General features: G+C 75.4%; 17 protein-coding genes. 11 read left to right on the forward strand and 6 right to left on the reverse strand.

Annotation, left to right across the window (positions count from 1 at the left end; translation table 11 throughout):
* Positions 1-27: 27 nt before the first annotated feature.
* A complete protein-coding gene (gene pknB / locus ACRYRX_RS02095; protein WP_432510137.1) occupies positions 28-1989 on the forward strand; it encodes a Stk1 family PASTA domain-containing Ser/Thr kinase in 1962 nt (653 codons plus the stop codon).
* Entirely contained in the window at positions 1986-2816 is an 831-nt protein-coding gene (locus tag ACRYRX_RS02100) for a metallophosphoesterase (RefSeq protein ID WP_432510139.1), read from the forward strand. Before pknB ends, ACRYRX_RS02100 begins: the two co-directional genes overlap by 4 nt.
* A gap of 25 nt (positions 2817-2841) precedes the next feature.
* Here ACRYRX_RS02100 and ACRYRX_RS02105 read toward each other — a convergent pair whose 3' ends face one another.
* Positions 2842-3198: a hypothetical protein gene (locus tag ACRYRX_RS02105; protein ID WP_432510140.1), complete on the reverse strand. Its 357-nt coding sequence runs from the start codon at positions 3196-3198 to the stop codon at positions 2842-2844.
* Between the two features lie 83 nt (positions 3199-3281).
* Between ACRYRX_RS02105 and ACRYRX_RS02110 the strand changes: the two genes are divergently transcribed.
* Positions 3282-4358, forward strand: coding sequence for an ATP-binding protein (locus tag ACRYRX_RS02110; RefSeq protein WP_432510141.1), 1077 nt, complete (start codon positions 3282-3284; stop codon positions 4356-4358).
* On the forward strand, positions 4355-6274 hold the full coding sequence (locus tag ACRYRX_RS02115) for a PP2C family protein-serine/threonine phosphatase (RefSeq protein WP_432510142.1): 1920 nt from the start codon (positions 4355-4357) through the stop codon (positions 6272-6274). The genes ACRYRX_RS02110 and ACRYRX_RS02115 overlap by 4 nt, the downstream gene beginning before the upstream one ends.
* Before the next feature lie 105 nt (positions 6275-6379).
* Here ACRYRX_RS02115 and ACRYRX_RS02120 read toward each other — a convergent pair whose 3' ends face one another.
* Positions 6380-6682: a hypothetical protein gene (locus tag ACRYRX_RS02120; protein WP_432510143.1), complete on the reverse strand. Its 303-nt coding sequence runs from the start codon at positions 6680-6682 to the stop codon at positions 6380-6382.
* 188 nt (positions 6683-6870) lie between these two features.
* On the opposite strand from ACRYRX_RS02120, the gene ACRYRX_RS02125 reads away from it, so the two are divergent.
* Entirely contained in the window at positions 6871-7791 is a 921-nt protein-coding gene (locus ACRYRX_RS02125) for a threonine/serine dehydratase (protein ID WP_432510144.1), read from the forward strand.
* A gap of 34 nt (positions 7792-7825) precedes the next feature.
* Here ACRYRX_RS02125 and ACRYRX_RS02130 read toward each other — a convergent pair whose 3' ends face one another.
* From ACRYRX_RS02130 to ACRYRX_RS02140, 3 genes are all read right to left on the reverse strand, one after another.
* Positions 7826-8869, reverse strand: coding sequence for an excalibur calcium-binding domain-containing protein (locus ACRYRX_RS02130; protein ID WP_432510145.1), 1044 nt, complete (start codon positions 8867-8869; stop codon positions 7826-7828).
* A 112-nt stretch (positions 8870-8981) separates the two neighbouring features.
* A complete protein-coding gene (locus ACRYRX_RS02135) occupies positions 8982-10232 on the reverse strand; it encodes a glycosyltransferase (protein WP_432510146.1) in 1251 nt (416 codons plus the stop codon).
* A gap of 178 nt (positions 10233-10410) precedes the next feature.
* A complete protein-coding gene (locus ACRYRX_RS02140) occupies positions 10411-11106 on the reverse strand; it encodes a FadR/GntR family transcriptional regulator (protein WP_432510147.1) in 696 nt (231 codons plus the stop codon).
* Between the two features lie 98 nt (positions 11107-11204).
* Here ACRYRX_RS02140 and ACRYRX_RS02145 point away from each other — a divergent pair, with 98 nt between their 5' ends.
* The 3 genes from ACRYRX_RS02145 to ACRYRX_RS02155 are packed head-to-tail and all read left to right on the forward strand — an operon-like array spanning position 11205 to position 15009.
* Positions 11205-12647: an aspartate ammonia-lyase gene (locus tag ACRYRX_RS02145; RefSeq protein ID WP_432510148.1), complete on the forward strand. Its 1443-nt coding sequence runs from the start codon at positions 11205-11207 to the stop codon at positions 12645-12647.
* Positions 12644-14086, forward strand: a complete 1443-nt coding sequence (locus tag ACRYRX_RS02150) for an amino acid permease (protein ID WP_432510149.1) — start codon at positions 12644-12646, stop codon at positions 14084-14086. Before ACRYRX_RS02145 ends, ACRYRX_RS02150 begins: the two co-directional genes overlap by 4 nt.
* 8 nt (positions 14087-14094) lie before the next feature.
* Positions 14095-15009 carry an asparaginase domain-containing protein gene (locus ACRYRX_RS02155; RefSeq protein WP_432510150.1) on the forward strand — a complete coding sequence of 305 codons (915 nt, stop codon included), beginning with the start codon at positions 14095-14097 and terminating at the stop codon, positions 15007-15009.
* Positions 15010-15144: 135 nt separating this feature from the next.
* Here the strand turns inward: ACRYRX_RS02155 and ACRYRX_RS02160 are convergent, their stop codons facing one another.
* The gene (locus ACRYRX_RS02160; protein WP_432510151.1) at positions 15145-15873 is read right to left on the reverse strand and encodes an SDR family oxidoreductase; all 729 of its coding nucleotides are present in this window, start codon (positions 15871-15873) and stop codon (positions 15145-15147) included.
* 87 nt (positions 15874-15960) lie between these two features.
* Between ACRYRX_RS02160 and ACRYRX_RS02165 the strand changes: the two genes are divergently transcribed.
* The 3 genes from ACRYRX_RS02165 to ACRYRX_RS02175 all read left to right on the forward strand — a co-directional run bounded on the left by ACRYRX_RS02165 (position 15961) and on the right by ACRYRX_RS02175 (position 18011).
* On the forward strand, positions 15961-16893 hold the full coding sequence (locus ACRYRX_RS02165; RefSeq protein WP_432510152.1) for an AraC family transcriptional regulator: 933 nt from the start codon (positions 15961-15963) through the stop codon (positions 16891-16893).
* A gap of 147 nt (positions 16894-17040) precedes the next feature.
* Positions 17041-17703 carry an AzlC family ABC transporter permease gene (locus tag ACRYRX_RS02170; protein WP_432510153.1) on the forward strand — a complete coding sequence of 221 codons (663 nt, stop codon included), beginning with the start codon at positions 17041-17043 and terminating at the stop codon, positions 17701-17703.
* On the forward strand, positions 17700-18011 hold the full coding sequence (locus tag ACRYRX_RS02175) for an AzlD domain-containing protein (protein ID WP_432510154.1): 312 nt from the start codon (positions 17700-17702) through the stop codon (positions 18009-18011). The genes ACRYRX_RS02170 and ACRYRX_RS02175 overlap by 4 nt, the downstream gene beginning before the upstream one ends.
* Positions 18012-18014: the final 3 nt, after the last annotated feature.

Raw genomic sequence — 18014 nt, forward strand, 5'->3', positions numbered from 1 at the left:
CCAGGCACGCGGGGAACGGGGAGAGCAGTGACGGACACGACGACGGGCCACGGGGTGCCGGCGCCGCGCGTGCTCGGCGGCCGGTACGAGGTCGGGAGCCTGCTCGGGCGCGGCGGCATGGCCGAGGTGCACGTGGCCCGCGACACCCGGCTGGGGCGGACGGTCGCGGTGAAGCTGCTGCGCTCGGACCTGGCGCGCGACCCCTCCTTCCAGGCGCGGTTCCGGCGCGAGGCGCAGGCCGCGGCGGGGCTGAACCACCCCTCGATCGTGGCGGTGTACGACACCGGCGCCGAGCAGACCACCGAGCACGGCGGCGGCCGCGTCGAGCTGCCGTGGATCGTCATGGAGTACGTGGAGGGCCGGACGCTGCGCGACATGCTGCGCACCGACCACCCGCTGGCCATCGAGGAGTGCCTCTCGATCACCGAGGGCGTCCTCGGTGCGCTGGAGTACTCGCACCGGATGGGCATCGTCCACCGCGACATCAAGCCCGCGAACGTGATGATCACCCCGGCGGGCGAGGTGAAGGTCATGGACTTCGGCATCGCCCGGGCCGTGAGCGACTCCTCCGCGACGCTGACCCAGACGTCGGCGGTCATGGGCACCGCGCAGTACCTGTCGCCCGAGCAGGCCCGCGGGGAGCAGGTCGACTCCCGCAGCGACCTGTACTCCACCGGCTGCCTGCTGTACGAGATCCTCACCGGCCGCCCGCCGTTCACCGGCGACGCGCCCGTCGCGGTCGCCTACCAGCACGTCTCCGAGCAGCCGCGGCCGCCGTCGGCGCTGGCCCCGCAGGTCCCGCCGGCGGTGGACCGCGTGGTGCTGATGGCGCTGTCGAAGGACCGCGAGAACCGGTACCAGAGCGCCGCCGACTTCGCCGACGACCTGCGCCGCGCCGTGGAGGGCCGCCCGCTGCGCGGGGCCAGCTTCCCGAACGACCCCGCCGCGCAGCAGGCCACGCAGCGGTTCGCGGCCACGGCCGCCGCGACGACCGTCACCCCGCCGGTGCCGGCGAGCCCGCCCACCGGGACGCTGCCGCGGGTCGGGGACAGCGCCACCGAGCCGGAGGAGGAGCGCCGCAAGCGCTGGCCGTGGGTGCTGCTGATCGTGGTGCTGGTCCTCGGCATCGGCGGCACCGGGTGGGCGCTGCTGAACCAGGGCGACGGCGGCGGCGGGACGCCGACCGAGACGGCGACGACCCCGGCGACCGTGCAGGTGCCGGACGTCGTGGGCGACGACCGGGCCGGCGCCGAGTCCGAGATCACCGGGCTCGGCCTGGTGGCGAACGTCACCGAGGAGGCCAGCGACGACGTCGACCAGGGCGACGTGATCCGCACCGACCCCCAGGCCGGGCAGGCCGTGGAGGTCGGCGGCACCGTGAACGTCGTGGTGTCGTCGGGGCCGAGCGCGGTCACGGTGCCGGACGTCAAGGGCCAGACGCAGGAGGAGGCCCGCGCGACGCTCACCGCCGCCGGGTTGAGCGCCGGGAACGTGAAGACCGTCGACGACGCGTCGGTGGACCGGGACGAGGTCGTCTCGACCGACCCCGCCATCGGCAGCTCCCAGCCGAAGGGGACGTCGATCGCGCTGAACGTCGCCAGCGGTCAGGTCACGGTGCCCGACGTGGTGGAGAAGACCGAGGACGAGGCGAAGGCGGAACTGCGCGCCCTCGGGTTCCAGGTCAACACCGAGACCACCGACGTCAGCGACTCCGCCGCCGGCACCGTCGTGGACCAGAGCCTGCAGGCCCAGACCCGGGCCGACGTCGGCAGCGAGATCACCCTCACGATCGCCGCCGAACCCGAACCCACGCAGACCCCGACGCCGACGACGACGGGGTCCCCGACGTCGACCCCGTCGGGTTCGCCCACGAGCGGCGCGTCGGCGGGCAGCAGCCCCACGCGCAACGGGCAGGGCAACGGGCAGGGCAACGGGCAGGGCAACGGGAACGGCAACGGCAACGGCAACGACGAGGAGCAGCAGGGATGACGCGGATCCTGCACCTGTCCGACACGCACCTGATGGCGGCCGGTGGCCTGCACGGCGGGTTCGTCGACACCACCGCCGCCCTCGGGCACGTCCTGGAGTCGTTGCAGCGCATCGGGTCCCTGGACGCCGTGGTGGTCTCGGGCGACGTCTCGGAGGACGGGACCGTCGCCTCCTACGAGACGGCCCGGGCGCTGGTCGGGGAGTTCGCGCGCGCCCGCGGGGCGGTGCCCGTCTTCGCGATGGGCAACCACGACACGCCCGCGGAGTTCACGCAGGTCCTGGGCCCGGTCCGGTCGGTGCAGGACGTCGACGGCTTCCGGCTGGTCGTGCTGGACTCCTCGGTGCCCGGCCGCGGGTACGGGTCCCTGGGCGCCGAGCAGCTGGACTGGATGCGGTCGGTGCTCGCCGCCCCGGCCCCGAAGGGTTCCGCGGTCGTCGTGCACCACTCCCCCGTGCCGGCGCCGACGGTCCTGCACGACGGGCTGAAGCTCCAGGACCCCGCGGACCTGCTCGCCGCGCTGGACGGCACCGACGTGCGGGTCGTGCTGTCCGGGCACTACCACCACCCCGCCGCGCAGACGTACCCGTCCGGGCTGACGGCGCTGGTCGCCCCCGCGGTCGCCAACCGCAGCGACCCGTTCGCCGCCCCCGGCCGCGAGCGCATCCTGCGCGGGCACGGGGCGCTGCTCGTGGAGGTCGACGAGGCCGGCGGGGCCGTCCGGTCCCGGGTGCTGTCGATCCCGTCCCCCGGGGACGGCGAGGAGCTGTTCGAGCTCGACGAGGAGACGGTCGCGCGGATCGTCGCCGAGTCCGGTCCGGGCGCCTGAGGGCCGCGGGGGTCACCGGCTCGGGTCACGCCGGGCGCAGCGCCTCCGGGGCCGGGAACGGCAGATCGATGCGCTCGCTGCCCGCCCCCACGGCGGAGGCGCTGCCGAACTCGTCGGTCACGACGGTCACGCCCTCGGGACCGGCCTCGCAGATGCGGACCGGCCGCTCGGAACCGTCCGGCGCCCGCAGCAGGTGACGGGCCGCCAGGAAGGCGAGCCCCCGTTCCTCGAGCGCCTCCTCGGCCGACACCCAGTCGACGGGTCCGGTGGTCGCGGGACGGCCGAGGACGTCGACGGGGCGGAAACCCTCGCCCTCGGGCACGATCCAGCCCACGACCTGCCCGTCGGGGCGGCGGTGGGGGATCCAGTTCTCCGGCAGCACGGGTGGGACGGTACGGGACGGGACGGGCGGCAGGGCCGTGAGCACCGCAGCGGGTGGGCGCCGTCCCGTGCCACGATCGGTGGGTGAGCGAGGCGACGGAGCTGGTCGACGTGCGACTCGTCGGTCTGCCCCTGCCCGTCCGCGCCCTCTTCCTGCAGCACACCGAGGAGCTGCTGCGCGAGCTGACGCTGATCCGGCTCGACGTCGCGCACGGGTCCCCCGGCCCCCGCGCGCCGGGGCCGGCCCCGCTGCCCCCGCGGCTGCTGGAGATCGCCGTGGAGCTGACCACCGACCACGCCCCGTTCCCGGTCCAGCCGGTCGCGGTGGCGGTCGCGGCGGCCGCGGCGGCCGGTCGCGACTCCTGCGACGTGACGTGCACCCTGCCCCGCGGCACCGGCTCCGCCGTCCAGCGGCTGGCGCGGCTGCTGGACGAGGTCGACGACTTCTGCCGCCGCGAGACGCACCTGCTGACGCTGCCCGCCCCGGAGGAGGTCGTGGCCTACCGCCGCTGGGTCTTCGGGGAGTTCCACCGGCAGCTGGACGGGCAGCCTCCCCGTCCCTGGCCCCGCCGGCCGTCGGCCCCGGGAGGGGACGCGGGAGAGGACGCGGGAGGGGACGCGGGGGACCGCGGCGCGGCGAGCACGCCCGGGACGGCGGCGGGGGCGACCCCGGTCACGCCGGCGGAGGGTCCGGGGACGGTCCTCGGGCCGCCCCTGGTGGTGGAGCCGCTGACCAGCGGCGTGGGCGCTGCGCGCCGCCACGTGCGCGACGCCCTGCGGCGGCTGGACGGCCGGACGGCGGAGGCGCTGGAGGAACCGGCGGAGCTCGGCGTCTCGGAGCTGGTGAGCAACGCGGTCCTGCACGCCCGCACGTCCTCGGTCGTCACGGTGCGCGCGATGCCCAGCGGCCGGGTGCGCATCGAGGTCGGCGACTCCTCACCCGCACCGGTGCAGCCCCGCCGCTTCGAGGCCGGGGCCACCACCGGGCGCGGCCTGCGGCTGGTGGCGGCCCTCGCCCTCGACTGGGGGTGCGACGCGTCCCCGCCGGAGCGGGGCCCGGGCAAGACGGTGTGGTTCGAACCGCGGCCGCTGGACGCCGGCGCCGCGCTCCCCGCCGACGCCGGCACCGGTGCCGACTGGGACCTGGAGGGCCTCCTGTGAGCGACCACCACGGCCGGCGGGGGGACGAGCGGCGGAGTGCGGGGACCCCCGGGGACGCCGGGACGCCCCCGCCGCAGCGGGAGCTGGACCGGGCCGACTACGCCGCGCTCTTCGACGTCCTGCCCACGCCGTGCCTGGTCGTGGACGCGCACCTGCGGGTCGTGACGACCAACACCGCCCACGAGCGCACCACCGGGCGGCGGCGGGAGGACGTGCGCGGACTGCCCCTGCTGCAGGCGTTCCCCGACGTCACCCCGGGCCGGCAGGACGGGACCAGCGAGCTGGAGCAGTCCCTGGACCGGGTCCTGCGCACCGGGCGCCCGGACGCGCTGCCGCTCGCGCGCTACGACCTGCCCGACGACCGCGGGGTGGTGCGGGAGCGGTGGTGGAGCGCGCTGCACCTGCCCGTCCTGGACGCCGACGGGGACGTCACCCTGATCGTGCAGCGGGTCGAGGACGTCACCACCTACGTCCAGCGCCCGGTCACCCCCGGGGGCGGTACGGCGCCCGGCGGCCCGGCACCGGACCCGCAGGACACGCTGACGGTCGAGCTGACCCGCCTGCACACCGTCGTGGCCGACCTGTACGCCCGCGGCCAGGAGCTGCGCGACGCCCTGGACGCCGAGGCCACCGCCTCGGCCCGGCTGCAGAGCCTGGTGCAGGTGGCCCTGCAGATGGGCACCGCGCGCGACGTCGCCGAGCTCACCGACGTCATCGTGCACGCCGTCTCCACCGTCCTGGGCGCCGACGAGGGCGCGGTGGCGGTGACGACCGAGGGGAACCGCGACCTGGAGCTGGTCTTCAGCACCTCCGTCGGCGAGGAGATGCGGGACGCCTACCCGCGGCTGCCGCTGACCGCGCCGCTGCCGGTCTCCGTCGCGGCCGCCACCGGCCGGGCGGTGGTGCTGGCCGACGAGGACACCTGCCGGGCGTGGTCGCCCGAGCTCTCGGCGGCCATCGACCTGGGCGACTACCGGGCCACGGTGGCGCTGCCGCTGCGCAGCGGTGAGGAGGTCCTGGGCGCGCTGTCCATCAGCTGGCGCCGCGAGCAGGACTTCGACCAGCGCGACCGGGACCTGATGGACGCCTTCGCCGCGCAGTGCGCCCAGACCCTGCAGCGCCTGCGCGCGCAGGAGCGGGAACGGCGCGCCGCCGCGGCCGAACGCCGCCTGTCCGAGACGTTGCAGCGCAGCCTGCTGACCCGGCCCGCCCAGCCCGACCAGCTGCAGATCGCGGTGCGGTACCTGCCCGCCGCGGCCCGCGCCCGCATCGGCGGGGACTGGTACGACTCCTTCCTCGCCCCCACCGGGGACCTCACCCTGGTCATCGGCGACGTCGCCGGCCACGACCGCGACGCGGCCGCGGCGATGGCCCAGGTCCGCAACCTGCTGCGCGGGGTGGCCCAGACCCTGCGCCGCCCCCCGGCGGCGCTCCTCACCGGGCTCGACCGGGCCATGCGGACCCTGGAGGTCCAGGCCCTCACCACGACCGTCCTGGCCCAGGTCCACCAGACCCCCGAGCAGGCCACCCGCGGGGTGCGCACGCTGCACTGGTCCAACGCCGGGCACCCCCCGCCGCTGCTGCTGGACCCCGACGGCGACGTCCGGCTGCTGGAGACCGAACCGGACCTCTTCCTCGGCCTGGACCCCGCCACGCCCCGCCACGACCACGCCGTGGACCTGCTCCCGCACGCCACCGTCGTCCTCTACACCGACGGCCTGGTGGAGCGTCGGGGGGCGGGGCTGCAGGAGGGCCTGACGTGGCTGTGCGAGCGGGTGCGGGGGCAGCAGCACCGGTCGGCGGAGGACCTGTGCGAGCACGTCCTCGCCGACCTGGGCCGGCCGGAGGACGACATCGCCCTGCTCGTCCTGAAGGCCCACCTCGACGACGGCTCCACGTCCGCCGTCGGCGGGTGAGGCGCTGCGCGGGCGCGGGGTCGGCGTCCTCGGCGTCCACGTCGTCCTCGGCGTCCTCGGCGTCCACGTCGTGGCGCACCCCGGGTCGGGCGGGGTGCTGCGGGGTCAGCCGACGGGGGCCGGCTGCTGCGGCCGGGGCTGCTGGCGCGGGTTGGGCCGGCGCACGGCTTCCTGCAGGGTGATCCCGCTGATGGCGTCGCACAGCTCCGGGAGGGACTCCAGGACCTCCTCGGCGATCTCCAGGGGCACGGCCGCCGGGGAGAGGATCGTCACGGTGACCTTGCCGCGGCTGCTCGGGCCCTGGGACACGAAGCAGCCGGGGACGCGCTCGGAGATCCCGGAGATGAACCCGTTGAGGTCCCGGACGCCGATGGGCCTCGTCGTCTCGATGGCCAGGACTGTCTTCATCTCGCTCCTCCGCACGTCGGTGGCCGGTCGACGGCCACGGAGACCCCTTGCGCGTGTCTCGTCCCCCGGACTGTCGGCAGCGATCACGCGCTGGAACACCCCGGGTGGGGGAGATGACCCTGAACGGCCTACCGGTCGCCCCCGGGCCGTGGTCGGGGCGGGTCCGCGGGGCGCGGCAGGATCACCGGGTGGACACCATCACCGCCGCCGACATCACCGCCGCCGCCGACCGCACCGCCGGGCGGGTGCGGCGCACCCCCGTGCTCCGGGTCGGCCCGGACCTGTGGCTGAAGCTGGAGTTCCTCCAGCACACCGGGACGTTCAAGGCGCGCGGGGCCTTCAACCGGCAGCTGGTGGCCCGCGAGCGCGGGGAGCTGGACGCGTCCCGGGGCGTGGTCGCGGCCTCGGGCGGCAACGCGGGGCTGGCGCACGCGTTCGCGGCGGCGGAGCTGGGGGTGCCGGCGACGGTGTTCGTCCCGGAGTCCGCGCCCGCGGTGAAGGTCCGCAGGCTGCGCGACCTGGGGGCCGACGTGCGGCAGGTGGGGTCGGAGTACGTCCGCGCCTACGAGGCGGCGGTGGCGTTCGCGCAGGAGCGGGGTGCGGTGTTCTGCCACGCCTACGACCAGCCGGAGGTGGCGGCGGGAGCGGGCACGCTGGCCGTGGAGCTGCTGGAGGACGTGCCGGACGTCGACACGGTGGTGGTCGCCGTCGGCGGGGGCGGGTTGTTCGCGGGGGTGGCGGCGGCGCTGGAGGGGTCGGCGCGGGTGGTGGCCGTGGAGCCGGTGGGGGCCCCGACGCTGCACGACGCCCTCGCGGCCGGGGAGCCGGTGGACGTCGCGGTGTCCGGGGTGGCGGCCGACTCCCTGGGGGCGCGGCGCATCGGGTCGATCGGGTTCGACGTGGCCCGCCGCACCCACCCGGTGAGCCTGCTGGTGGGCGACGAGCAGATCACGGCCGCGCGTCAGGACCTGTGGTCGCGGTTCCGCGTCGCCGCCGAGCACGGGGCGGCGGCGGCGTGGGCGGGCCTGGACGCCTACCGGCCCGCGGCGGGCGAACGGGTCGCGGTCGTGGTGTGCGGGGCGAACACGGACCCGGCGGGCCTGCGGTGAGCCGCGGGTCCGCCGGGTCCGCCGGGCGGGTGGGTCAGCGGGGGTCCTCCTCGCAGCCCACGCCGTCGCGGTCGCGGTCCAGGGCGTCTCGGAATCCCGGTTCGCCACGGTGGATCGGGCGGCCGAGGGCGTTCCACACGGCGGTGCAGTTCTGGTAGTGCACCCCGCTCGGCGGGGTCGCGGGAGGCGTCGCGATCGGCTGGTTCACCCGGGTCCCGGTCGCCGCGGACCACTCGACGTACCCGCGCTGGAAGTCGACGCGGCGGCCCCCGGGGATCGCGTACTCGTCGCTCGTGGGGTAGCCGAGGCTGCCGTTCTCCCAGCCGGTGGACCCGTAGGCGTCGAGGAACACCCCGCACAGCGCGTGCGCCCCGGTGGACGGGGACCAGTACGCGGTACCGCCCTGGAACCGCTGGTACGCACCGGACCCGGTGCTGGGCAGTTCCTGGGTGGCGGGGTAGCCGAGGCAGCCGTCCTCCCAGCCGAGGCGGCCGTAGAGGCCGAGGAAGGCACCGGAGACGGTGTGGGCGCCGGTGGAGGGGGACCAGTACGCGGTGCCGCCCTGGAACCGCTGGAGCACCCCGCCGCGGATCGGGACCTCCTGGGAGGCGGGGTAGCCGAGGAACCCGCGTTCGTAGCCCAGGGACCCGTACAGGCCGTGGAAGGCGCCGGAGACGGAGTGGGCGCCGGTCGGCGGCGACCAGTACAGGGTCCCGCCCTGGTAGTTCTGGTAGACCCCGCCGGCGGCGCTGGGGTCCTCCCCCGAGACCGGGTACCCGAGGAACCCGTTCTCCCAGCCGGTGCCCGCCCACAGGCCGTGGAAGGACCCGGAGACGTCCCAGGCGCCGGTGGTGGGGCTGGAGTACACGGCGCCGCGCTCGAAGGCGGCGAAGCTGCCGGTGCGGGTGGGCTGCTCGCAGGCGGTGACCGCGCCGAGCTTGCCGGTGGCGCCGCCGAGCTGGTCGTACCGGGCCTGCACCGGGCGTTGCAGGCAGTCGGCGGCCGACGCGGCTCCCGCCGTCGCCACCGCTCCCCCCGCCAGCAGGGCCAGGACCGTCACGACCGCACGTCCGCGCACGAACATCTCCCTCACCGAGAACGCTGCGCCGATGCACAGCTGACGGTCGGGAGCGTAGGGGGCCGCGGGTCGCCGGGGGCGGGAACGACCGATCCCGCGGGGGGCGGGGCGTTCAGCTCTGCCGGACGAGCCGGTCGACGGTGTCCAGGCCGCCGGCGGTCTCGATCTGCGCGCGCAACCGCCCGGCCGCGCGGGCGAAGCCGGGTTCGGTGAGGACCCGCCCCACCGCGTCGGACAGCCGCTGCGGCGGGGGCCGGTCGGTGCGCAGGTCGATCCCGGCGCCGGACCAGGCGACCCGGGCCCCGACCTCGGCCTTGTCCTCGGTGCGACCGGAGACCACCAGCGGGACCCCGTGCGCGAGGGCCAGGTTCACCGTCCCGTAGCCGCCGTTCGTGACGAGCGCGTCGATGCGCGGCAGGAACCGCGCGTAGTCGAGGAAGGTGCTGACCCGGGCGTTGGCGGGGACGGGCCCGACGTCCTCGACGGGGCGGCCGCCGGTGCTGACGACGACGAGGACGGGCCGGTCGGCCAGGGCCCGCAGGGCCGGCAGGACCAGCCGCCGCAGGTCGGTGTTCGCGACGGTGCCCTGGGTGACGTGGACGACGGGCCGGCCGGCGTCGAGGTCGGCCCACCACGGTGGCTCCGGCAGCCCCCGCGGCAGGACCGGCAGGGGCCCGGCGAAGTGGATCGGCACCCCCAGCCCGGGGCGGGGGTACTCCAGCCCCGGCGGGCACAGCTGCACCACGGCGTCGGTGCGCAGGGGCAGGTCGAACAGGGACACGTCCAGGCTGGTCCCGGTGAGCCGCTGGAACTCCTGCGCCAGGACCCGTTCGGGACGGGCGAACAGCACCCGGTCGACGACGGCCGACAGGAGCGCGTTGCGGGCGCGGGTCAGCGGCCCGCGCGCGGGGGTCAGGCCCAGCCCGTAGGGGGCGGTCCCGCCGCCGCGGACGGGCAGCGGGCTGATGCCGAGCAGGACGACGCGCGGGCGCTGGGTCGAGGCCAGCAGCGGGTAGGCGCCCATGAACAGCAGCTCGGTGACGACGACGTCGGTGGGTTCGGCCGCCAGCGCCCGCTGGACGGCCGCGAACTGCGGGCCGGTGCGGCGGACGAAGACGTGCTCCAGCGCGACCCCCACCCCGCGGGGCCCGCCGGGGATCGGGCGGTCGAGGTCCTCGGGGTGGACGAACGCCTCCGGGGGCAGCTCCACGAACCGGACCCCGGCCGCTTCGACCTGCCCGCGGAACCCGGCCCCGGTCAGCACCCGGACGCGGTGGCCCCGCTCGGCCAGGCCGGCGGCGACGGCGAGGACGGGCCCGAGGTGTCCCTGCGCGGGCAGGCTCGTGAGCAGCACGGAGGCCATGCCCCGACCCTCCCGGCGGCGCCGGGGCCGGTCAAGCCCCCTCCCCTCCCCCTCCTCCCTCGGCGATCAAGGACACCCGCCTCGCGATCAAGGACAGCCGGGGCCCGCGGGGGGCGGGTGTCCTTGATCGCCGGGCGGGTGTCCTTGATCGCCGGGCGGGTGTCCTTGATCGCGGGGGTCAGGGGGTGCGGTCGGTGAGGGCGCGCAGGGCCACGCCGACGGCGTCGAGGTGGGCGCGCATGGCGTCGGCCGCCGCGTCGTAGTCGCGGGTGGCGATGGCCTCGACGATCGCGGCGTGCTCCTCGTGGGAGCGGTCGCGCCGGTCCGGCAGCAGGTTGAGGGCCTGCGACTGCGCCGTGGAAGCCTCGCGGACCGCCGCGAGCACGGACTCCAGGACGCGGTTGCGGGAGGCCTGCGCGATGAGCCCGTGCAGCCGCCCGTCGAGCACGGCCCACTCCTGCGGGTCCGGCTCCCCCGCCATGGCCTCGATCAGCCCGCGCAGCTCGGCCAGCTCGGAGCCGGTGTGGCGGACGGCGGCCCAGCCGGCGGCGGGCACCTCCACGAGCGGTCGGGCCTCCAGCAGCTCGGACGCGGCGAAGCTGCCGAACACGGGGTCCGGCTCGACGCGGTCGCGGACCACGAAGGACCCCAGGCCGGTGCGGGGCTCGGTGAGGCCGAGGGCGTGGCAGGAGCGCAGGGCCTCGCGCACGACGGAGCGGGAGACGCCGTGGCGCTCGGCGAGCGCGGCCTCGGAGGGCAGCCGGGTGCCGACGGGCAGGTCGCCGGACAGGATCGCCTCGCGCAGGTCGGTGAACACGGCCTCGGCCGCGCCGACCCGCGCGACGGCGGGGGGACGGTCGGCCCAGGCGCTCACGGGACCGATCGTCTCACTTGACGGGGCCGCGGCGGCTCCCCCATCCTGCCCAGACCTGTCAGACAGCCGGACAGGTTCAGCGAAAGGGACCCGACGCCGTGACCCGCTCCGCCCCTCCCCCGACCAACCCCCCGACGACCCGCCCCGAGCACGACCTGCTCGGGACGCGGGACGTCCCCGCCGACGCGTACTGGGGCATCCACACCCTGCGCGCGGTCGAGAACTTCCCCATCACCGGCCGCGTCGTCGGCCAGGACCCGCACCTCGTGCGCGCCCTCGCCGACGTGAAGCGGGCCGCCACCGTGGCCAACGCCGAGCTCGGCGTCCTGGACGCCGAACGCGCCGCGGCGATCGTGCAGGCCTGCCGCGAGGTCGCCGACGGCGCCCTGCACGAGCAGTTCGTCGTCGACGTCGTGCAGGGCGGCGCCGGGACCTCGACGAACATGAACGCCAACGAGGTCCTCGCCAACCGCGCCCTGGAGATCCTGGGCCGGGACCGCGGGGACTACGCGTTCCTGCACCCGAACACCCACGTGAACGCCTCGCAGTCCACGAACGACGTCTACCCGACGGCCGTGAACATCGCCACGCGCCGCTGGATCGACGCGCTCGTCGTCGAGCTGGAACGGCTGCGCGACGCGTTCGCCGCGAAGGCCGCCGAGTTCCGCGACGTCGTGAAGATGGGCCGCACCCAGCTCCAGGACGCCGTCCCCATGACGCTGGGGCAGGAGTTCGCGACCTACGCCGTCATGCTCACCGAGGACATCGCCCGCCTGCGCGAGTCCGCGGACCTGCTGCTGGAGGTGAACCTCGGCGCGACCGCCGTGGGGACCGGGCTGAACGCCCCCCTGGGGTACGCGGCGCGCGCGGTGGCCGAACTGGCCGCGATCACCGGGTACGACCTGGTGAGCTCCCCCGACCTGGTGGAGGCCACCCAGGACGTCGGCCAGTTCGTGCACCTGTCCGGGGTGCTGAAGCGGGTCGCGGTGAAGCTGTCGAAGGTCTGCAACGACCTGCGGCTGCTGTCCTCCGGCCCCCGGGCCGGGCTCGGGGAGATCACGCTGCCCGCGGTGCAGGCCGGGTCGTCGATCATGCCGGGGAAGGTGAACCCCGTCATCCCCGAGGTCGTCAACCAGGTGGCGTTCCAGATCGTCGGCAACGACGTCACGATCTCGATGGCCGCCGAGGCCGGGCAGTTGCAGCTCAACGCCTTCGAGCCGGTCATCGCCCAGCGCCTGTCCGAGGGCGCGCGCAACCTCACCCACGCCGTCGCGGTCCTCACCGACCGGTGCGTCGTGGGGATCACCACCGACGCCGCGCTGCTGCGCGCGCGCGTCGAGGACTCCATCGGCCTGGCGACCGCGCTGAACCCGCGCCTGGGGTACGAGGCCGCCACCCGCATCGCCACCGAGGCCGCGCTCACCGGGGCGTCCGTGAAGGACCTCGTCCTGGCGTCCGGCCTGCTCGCCGCCGACGAGCTCGACGAACTGCTCCGTCCCGAGAACCTCACCTCGCGAACCTCCCAGGAGTCCTCCCGATGACGACCCAGGTCCCCCCGGGCACCACCACCAGTGCGCCGCCGGAATCGCTGTACCGCAAGGAGTTGCGGCCCCGCCAGGTCCAGATGATGGCCATCGGCGGCGCCATCGGCACGGGCCTGTTCATGGGCGCCGGCGGGCGGCTGGCCGGGGCCGGGCCCGCCCTCGTCGGCGTGTACGCCGTCTGCGGCTTCTTCGGTTTCCTCATCCTGCGCGCGCTCGGTGAACTCGTCGTGCACCGGCCGACGTCGGGGTCGTTCGTGTCCTACGCCCGGGAGTTCTTCGGGGAACGCACCGCGTTCGTCGCCGGCTGGCTGTACTGGCTGAACTGGGCCACCACGGCCGTCGTCGACGTCACCGCCGTCGCCCTCTACATGAACTTCTTCGGCCGGTACTGGGCGCCGATCGCCGCGGTCGACCAGTGGGTCTGGGCGCTGGCCGCGATCGTCGTCGTCCTCGCGCTGAACCTGCTGTCGGTGAAGGTGTTCGGCGAGCTGGAGTTCTGGTTCGCGCTGCTCAAGGTGCTGACCCTCGCCGCGTTCCTCGTCGTCGGCACCTGCTTCGTCGTCCTCGGGGAACCGGTCGACGGGCAGCGGCCCGGGTTCGGGCTCATCGAGGCCAACGGGGGCTGGCTGCCCAACGGCCTGCTGCCGGCCGTCGTCGTCGTCCAGGGCGTCGTGTTCGCCTACGCCTCCATCGAGCTCGTCGGCACCACCGCGGGCGAGGTCGACGAACCCCAGAAGGTCATCCCGCGCGCCATCAACACCGTCATCGTCCGGATCGTCGTGTTCTACGTCGGGTCGGTCCTGCTGCTGGCGCTGCTGCTGCCGTTCGACACCTACGAGAAGGGCGTCAGCCCGTTCGTGACGTTCTTCTCCCACGTCGGGGTCGACGGCGTCGACGCGTTCGTGAACCTCGTCGTGCTGACCGCCGCGCTGTCCTCGCTGAACGCGGGCCTGTACTCCACCGGCCGCATCCTGCACTCGATGGCCCACACCGGCTCGGCCCCGGCGTTCGCCGGCCGCGTCAACCGCAACGGCGTCCCCTACGGCGGGATCGCGCTGACCGTGGCGGTCGCGCTGCTCGGGGTCGTGCTGAACGCCGTCGTCCCGGCGAACGCGTTCGAGATCGTCCTGAACATCGCCGCTATCGGCATCGTCAGCGCGTGGGGCGTCATCGTCCTGTGCCAGCTCCGGTTGTGGTCGTGGGCGAAGGCCGGGCGCGTCCCGCGGCCGGCGTTCCGGATGCCGTTCGCGCCGTGGAGCGGGTACGCGACCCTGGTGTTCCTCGCCGCGGTGCTGGTGCTCATGGCGTTCGACGCGCCCGTGGGGACGTGGACGATCGCCTCCCTCGTCGTCATCGTGCCGCTGCTCGCCCTCGGGTGGCGCGCCGCGAAGCCGCGTGTGGAAGCGTTGGCCGCCCGGAACCACCCGCAGGACTGAGGAGAACCGTGACGACCCCGTTGATCGTGGTGGTGACCACCGGCGGCACGATCGCCAGCACTGTGGACGCCGACGGGGTCAGCAGCCCGACCCTCGGCGGCGGCGCCCTCGTGGGGGCCGCCGCCGAGGAGGCCGGGGTGCGGGTGCGGGTCGTGGAGGCGCTGCGGGTGGACTCCTCGACCCTCACGCTGGACGACGCGTGGACGGTCGTGACCCGCGTCCACGAGGCGCTGGCCGACCCTGGCGTCGCCGGGGTCGTCGTCCTGCACGGCACCGACTCGCTGGCCGAGACGGCGTACCTGCTGGACCTGCACCACGCCGACGCCCGCGCCGTCGTGCTCACCGGCTCGCAGCGGACCTCCGACCACGACGAGCCCGACGCCCCCGCGAACGTGCGGTCCGCGCTGCGGACGGCGGTGACCGGCTCGGGGGTCCTCGTCGCCTTCGGCGGGCGGGTGCTGCCCGCGGCGGGCGTCGTGAAGCGGCACACCACCGACCTCGACGCGTTCGCCGCCCCCGACGGCCCGCTGCCCCGCGCGGTGCTGCCCGCCGCCGACGGCCCGTGGCCGCGGGTCGACGTCGTGACCGCGCACCCCGGGATGGACGGCGTCCTCCTGGACGCCTGCGTCGCGGCCGGGGCGGGCGGGGTCGTCCTGGAGGGCCTAGGGTCGGGCAACGCGACCCCCGCCGTCGTCGCCGCCGTCGCGCGGGCGCGGGCCGCGGGCGTCGCCGTCGTCCTCACGACGCGGGTGCCCGCCGGGCCGGTCGCCACCACCTACGGCGACGGCGGCGGCGGCGCGGACCTCGCCGCCGCCGGGGCCGTGCCCGCGGGCCGGCTGAAGGCCGGGCAGGCCCGGGTGCTGCTGGCCGCGCTGCTGCGCGCCGGGGCCGACGTGGGTCCCGGGTTCGCCACCCGCGGCTGAACCCGACCGCTGTGGCGCTCCCCGCGGGCGTCGGACCTGCGGAGGGGCGGTGTGCGACGTTCCGGGACTCCCCGGACCGCGTGAGGTCCGAACAGCCGTGGCACCACGACTGCTCGATCCAGGCTCAGGGACTACTCACCACGGCACAGGACCACTCACGTCGAAGAAGGTGCCGGTGGGGCCGTCCGCCGGCAGCAGGGCGGCCCGGACGGCCACTTCGGCGCCCTCGGAGGGGTGCTGGCCGGACGGGTCGGAGTTCATGTCCGTCGCGTTGATCCCCGGGCAGACCGAGTTCACCTTGATCGGGGTGCCCTGGAGCTCGGCGGCCAGCCACACGGTGAGGGAGTTCAGGGCCGTCTTGCTGGCGGGGTAGGCGAGGAAGGGGGCCCGGACCAACGGGTTGCCGGGCACGGCGAGCGTGGTGAGCGAGCCCATGGTGCTGCTGACGTTCACCACGCGACCAGCCGGCGCTCTGCGCACCAGCGGCAGGAACGCCTGGACGACGCGCAGGGGCCCGTGGAAGTTGACGTCGAAGACGTTCCGGACGGCGTCCACCGGCACGGTGCTGGGCGGGCCGTCCGACCCGGACACCGTGCCGGCGTTGTTGACGAGCACGTCCAGGACGCCGCTCTCCTCCTCCACGCGCGCTGCGGCGGCCGTGAGGCTGTCCTCGTCCGTCACGTCCAGGCTGAGTGCGCGGACGTCGCCGAGGGCGGACAGCTCCCGCGCCGCGGCGTCACCGCGCTCCCGGTCGCGGCTGCCCAGCCACACGGTCAACCCGGCTCGGGCCAGCTGCCGTGCGATCTCCAGGCCGATCCCCTTGTTGGCGCCGGTCACCAGTGCGGTCTGCGTGCGTGTGTTCACGTACGAAGCGTCGATCGCCGGCGCGCTACTGTCCATGATGTGGAGTCGATAAAACGTTACGCATCGTCCACGGTGGAGCGGTCGGCGGTGACGGGGGACCCCCTCGCCGACGCGATCGGCCTGTTGCGGCCCTCCAGCAGGGTGGAGATGGGGCTGCGCGCACGGGGCTCGTGGGCCGTGCGGTTCGACCCCGTGCCCCACGTCAAGCTCGGCGTCGTCCCGGCCGGTCAGTGCTGGTTGCGCCTGGAGGGACGTGAACCCGTGCTGTTGCGGGAGGGCGACTTCTACCTGCTGGCCAACCCGCCGACCTACTCGCTGGCCAGCGACCTCCACACCGCCCCGACCCCGGCGGCGTCGCTGTGGCAGGACGCGCACGACGGCGTCATCCACCAGGGGCCGGCGGAAGGCGCGGAGACCCACGTCTGCGGCGTGCGCTTCGCGTTCGACCGGGACACCGCCTTCGTGGTCGACGCGCTGCCCCGCCTGGTGCACGTCCGGGCCGGCGAGCCGCGGGGGGAGCTGCTCGCCCACCTGGCCGAGCTGCTGATCAGCGAGAGGGCCAACCTGGGCGTCGGCAGCTCGCTGGTGATGGACCACCTCGCGCAACTGCTGTTCGTGCACATGCTGCGAGCCCACGCCGAGCAGGCCGAGCACCCGACCGGCTGGCTGGCCGCCCTGGGCGACGACGGCGTGGGAGCCGCGCTGCGGGCCATGCACGGCGACATCGCCCGCCGCTGGACGGTGCAGGAGCTCGCCGCCGTGAGCGCCATGTCGCGTTCGGCCTTCGCCGCGGCGTTCAAGCGCAGAGTCGGCCTCCCCCCGCTGTCGTACCTGATCGAGTGGCGGATGAGCCTGGCCCGCGACGCCCTGACGAGGAGCAGCCGGTCGATCTCGGAACTCGCCGTCGTGACCGGCTACGAATCGGAGAGCGCCTTCAGCACCGCCTTCCGCCGGGTCGTCGGCCTCTCCCCCCGCCACTTCCGCGACCAGGTGCGCGCCCCGCGGACGAGCCACGCCTGAGCAGTGCGCGGCGTACCGGCCACGTCGGGTCCGGGACGCCGGCGGACGTCGCGGTCACGGGGAACGCCGACGTCCCCTCCTTCGAACCTGCGGTCGCCCCCGGGTCGGGGGACCACCACGTCCACGGCGCTGCGGCATGCTGGGCGCGTGACCGACGCCGCCCGCTCCGCCGTCGTCCGGCAGGGGCTGTCCGTGGCGGTCGCCACCGGCCTGTACGGCGTCAGCTTCGGTGCCCTGAGCGTCACCAGCGGGCTCAGCCTGTGGCAGACGTGCGTGCTGTCGCTGCTGCTGTTCAGCGGCGGGTCGCAGTTCGCGCTCATCGGGGTGCTCGGCGGCGGCGGCACCGCCGGGGCCGCGATCGCCGCGTCGTCGCTGCTGGGGGTGCGCAACGCCCTCTACGGGTTGCAGCTGGGGCCGGTCGTGCGCCCGCGCGGGTGGCGGCGGGTCGTCGTGCCGCAGCTGACCATCGACGAGTCCACGGCCGTCGCGGTCGCGCAGCCGACGCCTGAGCTGCGCCGGCTCGGGTTCTGGGTGACGGGCCTGGGCGTGTACGTGTTCTGGAACCTCGCGACGCTCGTGGGCGCGTTCGCCGGGAACGCCCTGGGCGACCCGCAGCGGTACGGCCTGGACGCCGCCGCGGCCGCGTCCTTCATCGCGCTGCTGTGGCCGCGGCTGCGGGGCCGAGAACCCGTCGCGATCGCCGTGGTCGGGGCGCTGGTCACGACGGTCCTCGTGCCGGTCCTCCCGCAGGGCCTGCCCGTGGTCGCCGCCGCCGTCGCCGGCTCGGTCGTCGCGTGGTGCTGGAGGTGACGTTCTGGGTCGCGGTGCTCGCCGCCGGGGTGGTCTCGTTCGCGCTGAAGTTCGCCGGGTACGTCGTGCCGCCCGAGCGGCTGGAGGAACCGCGGGTCCGGCGGGTGACGGCGATGCTGCCCGCCGCGCTGCTCGCCTCCCTCGTGGTGCTCCAGACCTTCTCCACGGGACGGGGACTGGTGCTCGACGCGCGTGCGGCGGGGCTCGTCGTCGCCGTGGTCGCGCTGGTCTGCCGGGCGCCGTTCATCGTCGTCGTCGTGCTCGCGGCGGCCACGGCGGCGGGGTTGCGGGCCGCGGGCTGGGGCTGAGGC

The sequence above is a fragment of the Kineococcus lubricus genome, from assembly GCF_050871965.1.
Classification (GTDB): domain Bacteria; phylum Actinomycetota; class Actinomycetes; order Actinomycetales; family Kineococcaceae; genus Kineococcus.